This is a genomic window from Streptococcus sp. NLAE-zl-C503, from assembly GCF_900104285.1.
Taxonomy (GTDB): Bacteria; Bacillota; Bacilli; order Lactobacillales; family Streptococcaceae; genus Streptococcus.
The window spans coordinates 464,952-477,288 of sequence record NZ_FNJT01000001.1; the positions used below are offsets into that span (position 1 = coordinate 464,952).

Genomic DNA, 12,337 nt, shown 5'->3' on the forward strand with positions numbered 1-12,337 from the left:
AAAGTTTCTTACTCTATTATAGCAAAGTTCGCTTCACAGTCCAAATCCAAAATTCTTGTTGATAATCATTTAACTAGCAAATCAATCATACTTCATCTTCCACTTTCATATGTTGAAAAATATGGAGGAAAAAGTCTTTGGAAACTTCAAAATGTCCATAACGAAGTCGAGAAGTATAGTCTCTCCATCCAGGATGTTGTCTGGCTATTTCTATGGAACAATCTTTGACTGGTAGATAATACTCGACATTTCGTCTAAAGGGAAAGAATCCTTCAAATTGCTCTACTTGATGGGCTTTGTCATCTATAATTTTACCTACGGCCACAAAAGCCTGTAACTTATCTTGACCATTCATATCGTATTTTGGACTATAGTATAAAAGATAGTCACCTTTTTTCATACGATTTAAGGGGCCGCCCTTTCCATGACAGACCTGACAAAAATTTCCCTCAACTCCTCTTAAAACATGGTTCTTCGAAACAACTCCTACCCAATATCTAGGCATTTTTATCCTCCAACTCTACTAAAAAGCGATTAAAAACTTCTCTATCGTTAGATAGTTTTTCAAAAAATTTTTCATCAACACCTTCTACTAAAGGTAAAGCTTGATTGACCTTCTCCGCGCCAGACTTCGTCGCTGAGACCAGTTTTGCCCGACTATCCTTTGGATGTTGATCACGTTTAATGTAGTCTTTCTTCTCCAGTAGCCTAACAATCTGGGAAACCGTCATAACATCCATACCAGTGAACCGAGCAATATCAACTTGCGTTACATAATCCTCTCTATTGCTCAAAAACAAGAGCGAAGTCAAAACGATAAATTGAGGCAAAGTGAGGCCAACTGATTTCAAGACTCTTTTTAAGTTGCTTTCCCACTTGTTGTAGACTTTGATGAACAGAAGACCTGTAGACTCTGTTTCATCATTTTTGTAAATTGAATTAAAGTGATACTTTGACATTATTCCTCCTTAAATATTAAGTATACATATTATATAAGAATTTATTTTGTTTTTCAAGAAAAGGAAAGTCGAATGTTACAATTCTGTCAGACATTTTATAGTCTATATGCTATAATAAAAGCAAAACACCTAGAAAGGGAAGTCTTATGATTAAATTACTTGCACTAGATATGGACGGGACTCTTCTAAATAACGCCAAGGAAATCCCTGCTGCTCACATCACTGCCATTCATCAGGCCATTGAAAAAGGTGTCAAACTGGTTCTCTGTACAGGTCGCCCGCTTTTTGGTGTCCTCCCCTACTATAAAAAACTAGGGCTTGACCTCCAGAACGAGTATGTCATTGTCAATAACGGTTGCTCAACCCATCAGACCAGTGACTGGAGTCTAGTTGACTGGCAAGAACTCAGCCCAGCTGATATCGAATACCTCTATGACCTAGCTGAGAAAAGCGACGTCCAGTTGACTCTTTTCGATGAGGAACATTATTTTGTCCTCGGTGGCAAGCCTAATGAAATCGTTCAAAATGATGCCAAACTAGTCTTTTCAGACCTGACTGAAATTTCCCTTGAGGAAGCAACTAGTGGCAAGTACCGGATGTTCCAAGGCATGTTTTTGGGAACAAAAGAGCAAACAGACGATTTTGAGCAGCGGTTTTCTAAGGAACTCTGCCAAAGATTCAGCGGCGTTCGTTCGCAGCCTGTTATTTATGAAGCCATGCCGCTTGGAACGACAAAGGCTACTGCTCTTTCTCGACTAGCAGCAATTTTGAAGATTGAGCCCTCAGAAATTATGGCTATGGGCGATGCCAATAACGATATCGAAATGCTTCAGTTTGCAGGACTTGGCATTGCTATGGGAAATGCCAGCGACCATGTCAAATCCCTTGCTAATGACGTCACAGCTAGCAATGAAGAAGACGGCGTCGCGCGTGCGATTGAGAAGTATATTTTATAGAGAAAATTCCCAGTTAAATCCTTAACTGGGTTTTTGACATTTTAAAAATCAGAAAACTTTAGAAACTCTTTAGAATTACTTGAGCTTTCTTTGATTTCTATACCTTATACTAAAGTTAGAAAAATAAATCAAAAGGAGAAAATCATGAAAACAGTACTCGAAATTCATGGACTGACCAAACAATTCGGCCAACAAGCTATTCTTCAAGATCTTAGTCTAACCATAAAAGAGGGGGATATTTATGGTCTAATTGGAAAAAACGGAGCAGGAAAAACTACTCTTATCAAAATCATTACACAATTATTGTTTGCGGACAAAGGTACAGTTTCCCTCTTTTCTAGTCAAGAACAAAATGAGTGGACCAAGGCTTTATCTCGAGTGGGTTCTGTTATCGAATCACCTGTAGCCCATAATCACTTAACAGCATACCAGAATCTGAAATATTATTGTATGATACGTCATATTCCAAATGCTGATAAGGTGATTCATGAGACCTTGGACTATGTTGGGTTGTCAGATACGGGAAAAAAAGTCTTTCGTGATTTCTCACTAGGAATGAAACAAAGACTTGGTATCGCCATTGCCCTCCTATCCAAACCTGATTTCCTGATTCTTGATGAACCCATTAACGGTCTGGATCCTATTGGAATCAAAGAATTTCGCCTAATGATCCAGCGGCTCAATCAAGAGAAAGGAATAACTATCCTCATCTCTAGCCATATCTTGTCAGAACTCTATCTCCTAGCTAATCGTTTTGGTATCTTAGATCAAGGAAAGATTATCCGTGAAATCAGCAAAGCTGAATTTGAAACACTAAGTGAAGATTATATCGTACTTAGAACAAGCGACAAAGAAAGAGCTTGTCAGGTATTGAAAGAACAAATCCAGCTCCAGTTTAAGGTTGTAAACCCTGAAAATGAAATCCATATCTTTGGTAATGAACAAGATGTCAAACAGATTCTTAAGCAACTAACTTTGACCGATGTTGCTATTGATGAGATTTACTTTGCCCGTCAAAACCTAGAAGAATACTTCACCCAATTGGTAGAATAGGAGAAAAATCATGATACATACCATTCAAGCAGATTTTTACCGTCTTTTCCGCTCCAAAGGATTCTGGATTACAGAATTCATTCTCTTTGTCCTCTTGCTAATGGGTGCCACTATCGGGGCTACAGGACATTTAATGTCAGTAAATACAACACCACCAGAGACTCCTACCCATGGTTGGAATGGGATAGAAGCTCTTATCAATGCGTCTAGCAATGATTCAAACCTCGTTTTTCTCTGCATTATACTAACATGTTTAGTTCTCGGAGTGGATTTAATCGGCAAGCTCTATAAAAATAGTTTGACAGTTGGCGTTTCTCGTACAGAGTTTTTCTTCGCTAAATCCTTTGTTCTAGCAAGTATCGCTCTATTACAACTCATCGCCAGCCTTGTGATTGCTTTTGTTCCCTCAACTCTACTAAACGGACTTGGTACGATACCTGATGGTTTTATTGCCAATCTCCTCTTAATGATTTTCCTTCAATTTCTCTGCCTTCTCGCTTGGCTTTCGATTATTTCCTTTATTCTCTATGTGACTCACTCCTATCTTACCGTATTTATCGGCTATCTAGTTACCTCTATCATCCTTTCTATGCCAATGCTTGTTTTCCCAGACATTGAAATTCTACGATATCTGAGCTTAAATTTTGCCTATGCCATGACTGCTGATAGTCAATCCGTTCTCTATACCATTACGGTTTGCATCGCTATCATACTTTTCTTCTCTCTCAGTGGATTAAGCGTTTTCAAGAAGAAGAGCTTATAAAAAGGACCTCCTCTAGGATATAGAGGAGGTTTCTTTTGTTAAAAATAAATAAAGACCGAAAACCATTCTCCATCAGTGGCTAGCTTCATTTCCACTCCAAGAAGATGAACCAATTCCTCAGTAATATAGAGACCTAAACCAGAGGATTCTTCGGTATCTGACATATTTTCAGAATAAAAACGATTGCTGAGATTGTCTATATTCTTGATAGATTTTTTGACAAGATTATCAATTTCCAAAACAAGCCTATTTTCTTCCTTTTTCAAAGAAAGTCGAGCTTTCTCCTTTCCATGCTTGAGAACATTTCCAAGGAGGTTTTGTATAATTCGATCAAGCAAGTCCTCATCAGTCGTCGTTTTCAATCCAGGTTCAACGTTAAAATCAAGAACAATATGTGAAGTTTGAAAAACATCGTAATAGGCTAAAGTCTTTTTCGTTATAAAAGTTGATAAATCAAGCTCTTCCAGTTTCGGTTTGACTGCTCCTTCCATCAAATGACGGTATTCGAGGAGAGCTTCCAAACGTTTGGAAACCAAATCCTGATGATGGGCTATTTTATTTAAGGTTTCTGAACTATTATCGGGGTGTTTTATTAGTTGCTGAGTGTATCCTGAAGCGATTGTCAAAGGTGTACGAATATCATGAGCAATGTTACTGATTGCCATATCTAGGGTGCGTTTTTCACGCTTCATGATTAGCTGATTTTGCTCCACTTCTTGAAATAGATTCTCAATTTGGTTATGTAGACGCAAAATGGTCTTTGAAAAGAAATTTACCCCAATCCTCTTCATGCTACCAGAGCGAATCTTTTCTTCGATTTGTCTGCTTAAATCTCTAATTGCTATATGATAGCGAATCAAAGAAATCGCTAGAATGATGTTGATAAGGAGCAACAAAGATATCAAAATGTAAATCATTGTTTATCTCCTTTTAATCGGACACCAACTCCCCAAATGGTTTCGATGTACTCGTGATTTGGATCCAGTTGATGTAGTTTCTTACGGAGATTGCTTAAATGAGTGTTGAGCGTATTGTCTCCAGGCAGGTAACTTTCTTCCCAAATCAATTCATAGAGTTCTTCTTTTGTGAAGATTTTTTTAGGATGATGGAGCAACATTTGAAGAATCTGGCACTCTTTCTTTGCGAGACGAATGGTTTCAGTTGCGCTACTTATTTCAAAACTATCCGCATCGAACTGGATATTTTTAAAGTTTTGTACGAAGTTATCAATTTCTCTTCGCTCTCCTGACTGATGTTCACCACTTTGGCGCAATTGCACAGTAACTCTGGCAGAGACTTCGTCCAAATCAAAAGGCTTCACTATGTAATCATTGGCACCATCTAGGAGATATTGGCTGATAAGCTTTTTATCACCCAAAGCAGTGAGCATGATGACCGGAGTCTGACTAGTTTGTCGAATAGCTTGCAAGACTTGGTCGCCATTTTTCCCAGGGAGCATGATATCTAGCAAAACGAGATCAATGCCACCTTTCTCAAATTGCATTATACCTTCTGTGCCAGAAAATGCTTGAATCACCTCGTGTTCCTCTGTAAGAAGAGTTCTCAAGATTTCCTGGATTTCATTATTATCTTCAATTACAAGTATGCTCGAATTACAAGTATGCTCGCCATAAACCTCGTCCTTTCTAAAACTATTATAACATGTTTTGCTAGGAATTCCAGATACAGAAAAGCTCCTCTCACATTTTAAGCAAGAAGGAGCTAATGAATATTGAATCTACTTAACCAAATAAGCAATCAAAGTTATGATCCATAAATGAGCTGGGTAGAAAATATAAAAGAAATATTTATTCCAACTGGTTTCCTTACCTCGCTGTCCATTATACAAGGCCAGAAAAGGAAAGACGGTGATAAAGAGCCAGTCAGAATTGTAAAGCATCATTTCCAAGGTTTGGTACCAAGTATCATAGGTATGGATGGAAGTCACTAATAGGAAGGCCCAAAGGAGAGTATAGAGGAGATTTCGCAATCCCTTACGATTTCGGCAAGAGTAACTAATCAAGAGAAATGGTAGCATGGTGATACCACCCTCAGTAAAAAGACAACCGAAAATCAAGAGAACAGCAACCCCAATCCGACGCCACAACTTCTCTTTTTTATCCAGCTCTTTTCTGGGAAAACCAATCCAAAGCATGGTGACACCAATGGCCAAAGTCAGGAAAATGTTGTTATTGACCATTACTCCTTTAGATGCAAATAAGGCATTGAGTAGGCTATTTCCAGAAAACATGATAAGCGCCCCACTCCAGAGACGGATGAGATAGTCTTTCAGATTTAGAGTATGAATAAAGCCTTCCATAGCCATATAGGCAAACCAAACTCCCACACAACGGGTCAAGGCGTGAAAGATACCTTCCCACAAAGGAGAAACGATTCCGGTAATATGCGGAATATGGTCTAGAACCATTACTGCCGCCATCAGATACTTCAACTGCGTCGCATTCCATTTTTTCATAATAAACCTCTTTCTTTTTGATCTACATAGAGTATAGCATACATTTTCACGTATAATCGTACACCTATCTTACATTTAAAAAGCCTATCTTACATTTTTGTAAGACAGGCTTATAGCAACTAATTTTTATAAAAGATATTATTTGATTTTATGCTTATTCATTTTTTCTTGGAAAATGTCTGTAATGATTTGGCGCAATTCTTCTCGTTCCTTCTCAGGAATCTCACCACTTCTCTTGGCAACTGCATAGAGCTCTGGATGTTCGATGGAAATTCGCTTTATTGTCCGAGTTGTTGCGTGTTTTCTCACAAAAAATGGGATGCGTTTGATCCATTCCTGAGGTACTAGGGCAAGGATTTTCGCAGCAGTTTCCTTATCGCTAATTTCAGATGTTGTCAGTCCCTGCTTTATCATTTCCTGTTCTTTTTCAGTAAAATCTTTTAATTCCATGATTCTTCTCCTAGTTAGTAAATGACTCTATGGTAGATTATATACTAATCCTGACCAAAGTACAAATAGAATAACATCAAAAAAACTTAGTAGGTCTTCATTTCACTAATCATCACGCGCTACTTCTCCAACTAGCTCAAAATCTATCATATGGTAGTTTTCATCCAAGCGAATTAAGGAAAAATATTCATTCCAAAATAGGTGGTCGCTACGACTTTTCCACTGGATACCATACCATAGTTGGGTCGAGTCTACAGGATGTGCAGGCGGAACTGACCATAATTTATCACCAAAGGTTGTTCGCATGGTTCCTTCTTCAATTCTAGTCAGTAAATCTACACCATTCAGCTTATAGGATATAGCTTTTGATTTTGCTGCTTTGATACGATCTTCATCTAATTTAAACTGAATAATTTTACAGTTCTCTAAGGCAATTTCTTTTGAGTCATCTCCGTATAAGCCAATACTTCCAAGGATTAAACCATCTTTGCCAAGAAGATAGGGAGCATACGACACAGCATTGCTATCTTGATGAAAACCTTTTTCGATAAAAATACTCTTATCAGCCTGATATTTTTTGATTTTCCCCGAAGAAAGAGCCTCATCATAATCGTTACTAAAGCTGTCATTCTCTCTGATGTAGATGTCAAAACCTTCTTTTAGAAGGCCACTCACACTTGTTTGCGTTAGTGTGATCGGTTTGTCATCTATCATCAATTCTGGAGCTTTGGGTGGCAACCCTATCTGACCATAAGCTATCATAAGAAATAAAGCCACCATAAAAGAAACCACAAGTGCGATCATCGCTTTTCCCGTGCGTTTTCTAGCATTAAAAAGTGCCATAATCGGTGGTAGGATGACAATTTTTGCCAGGATAGCATTACCAGTTCCTCCCCTACTCATGATTTGTACTACACAAACACCAGCAATCGCAATCATCGACAAGTAAACCAGAAGTTCGCCAAGCCCCATCTTGTCTGTACGAGTTTGTTCATTTACTGGCTCATCTAAGACAGATTTCCCATTCACTACCAGCCTTTTGAGGAAGAAATACATGCCGAGTCCAATCCCCAAGAATGCCAATGCAAGAAAAGCCAGCGAACTGATTACAACTATTCTACCCATCTCAATTTTCTCCTTAGTTGATACATTCAACCTTTAATCTCTTTTTCAAGGTTCTATTCGCAATCAGTAGCACAAGCAAAAGAAAGGGCGCCCCATTAAGAACAAATATGGGGAAAGCCTTGATAGCAATCCATAATATCGTCCCTTTTTTCTCAATCCAACTACTTCCCCAGTCACCATTGATCAATGGAAATAGTGATTCTATGTAGCCTTGATACCATAGGAAGAATGGATTTTGGGAGCAATTCGCATTCAGCCAGATAATTATCAAGCAAAACAGAATCAAGTAGACCAGACCGAGAAATACACTAATCCGTCTGGTGGTCTTTGTCGCCTGTTGACAGATTCTTTCTTTAGCCTCTTGATCAAACCCTTCCAGAGCACTATTCTTGAAAGTTTCTTTTTCAAATCTGTAGAGTAGATACCGATAGAGGTAATCCTTTCGCATATTGCCTTTCATATAAAACCTCGTCTAAAGCTTGGAGAACGAATTAAAAATCTTCTAATTCAAGGAATTGCAGTCTAGATAATTTGTGATTATTACAGAAGGGGACATAGGACTTTTTTTCAGAGCATATCGACATGCCATGTTTTTTTCATCGCCAAAACCATAGAATTTCTCATCAAGGACAGATTTTCTCTTCTCCCTCCTCAAAAGCACCAGTAGTCAGACGTGTATTTCTAAATAATTGATCCCTAATGCTTACTTAGAAATCTAATAGCAGATTTTTGAGCCTTTTTAATTTTTTCAAGGTCCATATTTTCTACCGCAGAAGATGATATCCATCTCTTGCCAAATAATATTTGAGCTGCTTCTATCATCATACCGCAAGCATAGAGGTCTTTTTCTTCGGTAATAGCTTGAATAAAACTAGTCTTTGCTTCTTTGGATATGATTTCTACTTTTACTCTATGAAAGGACAGTTGCATGAGACTTGTCGCAGACCATGCACGACAAAAAGCATCTCCATCACCTAGCATTTGTCTTGTCAAAAGACCAATTTCTTTTTCTGTTCCTACCCAACCTAAAGCTATGACCACCTTTTGACGAAGAATAGTATTCTTTATATCTAAAAGTGAAATGAGAATAGGAATCAGTTGGTCACAAAGCGACCAATAAAAATCTCGATGCTTTGATTTAGAAAGGATTTCCGCTATAAGATACGCAGTCAATACACTTTGTTTTTCATCTTTAACTTCATCCAACTGTTCAAATAGAAACTCTAATCCATCTCTTCCATGTTTATCAAAGCTACCTTCTAAATGCAGGTTTCTACCTTCATTCCAATCTTTGCAAATCAGTTCATAATGATATGCGATTTCTTGGGAACTACCCAAATTAGCTACAAATTTGATTCTTTTACCAGAAGGAAAGCTTTCTTTTTCCAAGTCAAGATATGCTTTTTGTAAATCTTCTTTATCCATTTTTTGCCTCAAGCTGTTTTATTCTTTTAAAAACGTTTGATAAACCTTTTAACAAATAGTGACCATGACATTGCCATTGAGCTCTAAAATCTTCTTGTAAAAATCTTTCATTGCTTGGAAATACTCGCAGATTTCTTCTTCAATCTCTTCCTCTTCGTCATCATAATCCCAAATATCGGGATAAAGATCTGCATTTTTACAAGCTTGCATACTAAAATGCGCCATGGCTTCTTCAATATCAAAGTTTTCCAAAGCTGAACAAATCTCTACTACTTTTGTTTTTTCTGTATAAGCAATATATTCCGTGACATTTTCAAGGGGTGTCACACCCAAAACAGCAACGCTCAAAGGATCATTTCCATTAGGATTTGAAGTGCTAATACCTGTAAGCACAAAATGAAGAACATCCCACATTTTATCTATATCAAGTAAAAGTTCTGCTTCCTCTACTATCTCAAATTGATCATCTTCTTCAGCATTAAAACTTTTCATTTGATGTAAATACTGATCATTGATATATCTATAATTAGCAATCATTCCCATTTGTTTTTCCTCCAAAATTTCTATGTTGAATGACATTTTTATATAAGCTCAATTTCGCCCAGGTTTAGTTTTTGCCTGATTTATTGTATCCTCAGATGTTTTCCCTATAAAGTGTTATAATAAAGGTGTATCCAAAATGTGGATTATAGTTTAAAAAGGAGAATAGCGATGGGCTTTTTTATATTTGCTTTGACTTTTTATTTTATTTTTTACCTTTTCTTAGTCTGTACGATTTATCTCTATTTTAAACTGGCGAGTGCCGTTAGAGCCGGCGAGGAGGTTCCTAAGTGGATGTATCAGTTTGGGCAAGGTTTTCAAGGACGCTACCATATTGAATATGAAGATATCACTAATCGGGACGCTCTTAAAGAAGTAAACCTATTTATTTTCTATTTTGTTCTGGCTAATATCCTCACTTTAGTGGCATTATATGTTAAAATGGACAATTTTCCAGCAGCTTTTTATACTTGTTTAAAGGCTCAATTTGCCATTGTTGTAGCAAGTATGCTGTTTAGAAACCTTATCAACTTAATGTTATTTATAGTAAAGCGTCCAAAGAAAAACCATCACCGCTATTCATCATCCAATGCGGTTGTTGGTGCTGTCTTTTTGACCGCTTTCATCTTTACTTTTTGCATCTTCATTACTGGCTTTCCTGCTCGACCTTTTGGAATACAAATCGATAAGACCAATGTGGTGGTCGGAGAAACAAGGGCTTCAGAACTACTGGATCAGGGTTTCAGCTTTACTGGAAAAAATCCTGAGAGCGAGATTGTGAACAAACGTAATGACCACTTCTACTACGGAGAACTACTTGAAATAGTCCGAGATGGTAAATCTTACGGTCTTATGAGCATTACACCAAAGTGGAAAGACACTGATAAACTCGCGAACTGCGTGGTTACATACTATGAAATCTTAGCAGAGAGCCCGCAACTCTCCCAAGTTAACATCAATAACCAAGACCTCTCCAAACTTACAATCAATGACTTTAAAACAAAAAAATTAACAGATATCTTTTCACTGAAACCTGCTGATGCTAAAGAAGTAAAACAGGACACCTACTTCAGTCTGAGGCTGCAAACTGCTGACTATGTGCTATGGAACAGCTATCAATTTGTGGCGAATTTCAATAGTGATCAGTCCCCCTATCGATACGGTGTAAGAGTCCAGCATACAATCTGGGAGTGAGAAAATCCCTACTCCTGATAGGATAATGTAACTCTGTCTATCTCTTTGAAATAGCTCTTCATCTTAAATAAAACTCTTATATTTTTATAGGGAACTCCGTCGCTCTCCTCTTCACTAGTGGAGGGCCTTTTTATTCCAAGCATATCATATAAATCAGCGGTTAATTCTTTTCTTTTATCAAATTCAAAATAGACATCTCCAATATACATACTTGCTGGATCAGAGATGACAGCCTTCACCAACGTTCCATCTAAAACAGAACATTCCTTATCACTTAGATTTTTCACCTGCACTGTAACTTTTGTATAATACTCTAAACTATTATCATTATAGTCTTTGGACAATATATAGTTTTCGCTATTTTCTCCAGGTTGCAACTTGATCTTTTGAAGTTCTTCTACTGTGGTAGATGATAATTCGAAATGCTTATATAAGCAATCATCGAGTGTATCGCTCCCCAGTACAAAGGAAGTCGTGTTTACTATAAATACAAATCCCTTTGAATTCTCAGGGTGTGTTCGTAGTTGGGGTTCCAATTCTTGACGAATTTCCTCAAAAGGTCTTATGTTTAATTTCCCATTTTTTGCATTGCAAACTTGTTGATAAATACCGGTATCGATTGACCCATCAAGATTCCTCCTCGAGCTCTTTAATCGAATACCACTGATATCCATTCGTACCCCGAAACAATCAGTTTCTACTAAAATAGGATACTTCAGGCTAGTATAGTTGATAAAGTCCAACATCTTGTCATAGGATTCTTTTAGTTGATCTAAATTTGTTACTTCTGTAGAATAGACAAAATTTACAGGATGCAGATAGGAAAGGACATCATCACCTAGATTATGATCTTCCTTATATTCCGCAAGAGCTCTTGTGCAGAAGGTTTCTTCAAAATCAGAATGAATAAAAGGTGATCCCATTGCTAGCCAATCATGGGACACACTACAAGTAAAGGGAATATTTGGATAATCCTTCAATGTCACAAACCAATAATAGGGATGACTGGGATCTTCTTTCATCACATAAGTATTTTCTCCATAGACCTTATTGAGATATCGAACCAGTCGCTCTTTGTCTTCTTTATGCGAGGTACAGGCACTTAGTAGAAGGGCGCCAACTATAATAATAAATAGACAGGAAATTTTTTTAAATAGTTTCATTTTTTTCTCTTCCTTGCTATCTAATCAGTATTTTCTACGATAAAGGGACTTTTATAAGTTGAATTCTTTGACTTGCTTCCTTCTAATGATAGTATGAGTGGAAAATAAACTCTTCACTTCTTCAACACTAGTTTGACTATTTAAATTCGAGTAAGTTACACTAGATTGAGTAAACTCAGATTTGAATTGTATTTTTTCACACTTTTCTCTTGTAATTAACTGTAACTCACCGC

Annotated in this window: 15 protein-coding genes; 4 read left to right on the forward strand and 11 right to left on the reverse strand. The window is 37.3% G+C overall.

Annotated elements, in window-relative coordinates; genetic code table 11:
- Positions 1-85: 85 nt before the first annotated feature.
- Together BLS46_RS02230 and BLS46_RS02235 are read right to left on the reverse strand one after the other, a co-directional pair.
- Complete coding sequence (locus tag BLS46_RS02230; protein WP_093585386.1) at positions 86-505, reverse strand: EVE domain-containing protein; 420 nt, start codon at positions 503-505, stop codon at positions 86-88.
- Positions 498-959 (reverse strand): MarR family winged helix-turn-helix transcriptional regulator, encoded by a 462-nt coding sequence (locus BLS46_RS02235; RefSeq protein WP_093585388.1) that lies wholly within the window; start codon positions 957-959, stop codon positions 498-500. The genes BLS46_RS02230 and BLS46_RS02235 overlap by 8 nt, the downstream gene beginning before the upstream one ends.
- A 146-nt stretch (positions 960-1,105) precedes the next feature.
- Between BLS46_RS02235 and BLS46_RS02240 the strand changes: the two genes are divergently transcribed.
- The 3 genes from BLS46_RS02240 (at position 1,106) to BLS46_RS02250 (ending at position 3,731) form a co-directional block, all read left to right on the forward strand.
- A complete protein-coding gene (locus tag BLS46_RS02240; RefSeq protein WP_093585390.1) occupies positions 1,106-1,915 on the forward strand; it encodes a Cof-type HAD-IIB family hydrolase in 810 nt (269 codons plus the stop codon).
- Positions 1,916-2,059: 144 nt separating this feature from the next.
- Positions 2,060-2,968, forward strand: coding sequence for an ATP-binding cassette domain-containing protein (locus tag BLS46_RS02245; protein ID WP_093585392.1), 909 nt, complete (start codon positions 2,060-2,062; stop codon positions 2,966-2,968).
- 10 nt (positions 2,969-2,978) lie between these two features.
- Positions 2,979-3,731: an ABC-2 family transporter permease gene (locus tag BLS46_RS02250; RefSeq protein ID WP_093585394.1), complete on the forward strand. Its 753-nt coding sequence runs from the start codon at positions 2,979-2,981 to the stop codon at positions 3,729-3,731.
- A 38-nt stretch (positions 3,732-3,769) separates the two neighbouring features.
- Here the strand turns inward: BLS46_RS02250 and BLS46_RS02255 are convergent, their stop codons facing one another.
- From BLS46_RS02255 to BLS46_RS02290, 8 genes are all read right to left on the reverse strand, one after another.
- Entirely contained in the window at positions 3,770-4,648 is an 879-nt protein-coding gene (locus BLS46_RS02255; protein WP_093585396.1) for a sensor histidine kinase, read from the reverse strand.
- The gene (locus tag BLS46_RS02260) at positions 4,645-5,337 is read right to left on the reverse strand and encodes a response regulator transcription factor (RefSeq protein ID WP_093585398.1); all 693 of its coding nucleotides are present in this window, start codon (positions 5,335-5,337) and stop codon (positions 4,645-4,647) included. Before BLS46_RS02260 ends, BLS46_RS02255 begins: the two co-directional genes overlap by 4 nt.
- Positions 5,338-5,469: 132 nt before the next feature.
- Positions 5,470-6,207 carry a TraX family protein gene (locus BLS46_RS02265; RefSeq protein ID WP_000759203.1) on the reverse strand — a complete coding sequence of 246 codons (738 nt, stop codon included), beginning with the start codon at positions 6,205-6,207 and terminating at the stop codon, positions 5,470-5,472.
- Positions 6,208-6,345: 138 nt separating this feature from the next.
- The gene (locus tag BLS46_RS02270) at positions 6,346-6,657 is read right to left on the reverse strand and encodes a hypothetical protein (RefSeq protein WP_000420575.1); all 312 of its coding nucleotides are present in this window, start codon (positions 6,655-6,657) and stop codon (positions 6,346-6,348) included.
- A 105-nt stretch (positions 6,658-6,762) separates the two neighbouring features.
- Positions 6,763-7,782, reverse strand: coding sequence for a hypothetical protein (locus tag BLS46_RS02275; RefSeq protein WP_093585400.1), 1,020 nt, complete (start codon positions 7,780-7,782; stop codon positions 6,763-6,765).
- Positions 7,783-7,795: 13 nt separating this feature from the next.
- Complete coding sequence (locus BLS46_RS02280; protein ID WP_093585402.1) at positions 7,796-8,242, reverse strand: hypothetical protein; 447 nt, start codon at positions 8,240-8,242, stop codon at positions 7,796-7,798.
- Positions 8,243-8,478: 236 nt separating this feature from the next.
- Positions 8,479-9,207 (reverse strand): HEAT repeat domain-containing protein, encoded by a 729-nt coding sequence (locus BLS46_RS02285; RefSeq protein WP_093585404.1) that lies wholly within the window; start codon positions 9,205-9,207, stop codon positions 8,479-8,481.
- A 48-nt stretch (positions 9,208-9,255) separates the two neighbouring features.
- Entirely contained in the window at positions 9,256-9,750 is a 495-nt protein-coding gene (locus tag BLS46_RS02290) for a YfbM family protein (RefSeq protein ID WP_093585406.1), read from the reverse strand.
- Positions 9,751-9,918: 168 nt separating this feature from the next.
- Here BLS46_RS02290 and BLS46_RS02295 point away from each other — a divergent pair, with 168 nt between their 5' ends.
- Positions 9,919-10,941: a hypothetical protein gene (locus BLS46_RS02295; RefSeq protein WP_093585408.1), complete on the forward strand. Its 1,023-nt coding sequence runs from the start codon at positions 9,919-9,921 to the stop codon at positions 10,939-10,941.
- An 8-nt stretch (positions 10,942-10,949) separates the two neighbouring features.
- Here BLS46_RS02295 and BLS46_RS02300 read toward each other — a convergent pair whose 3' ends face one another.
- Positions 10,950-12,104, reverse strand: coding sequence for a hypothetical protein (locus tag BLS46_RS02300; protein WP_093585410.1), 1,155 nt, complete (start codon positions 12,102-12,104; stop codon positions 10,950-10,952).
- Positions 12,105-12,337: the final 233 nt, after the last annotated feature.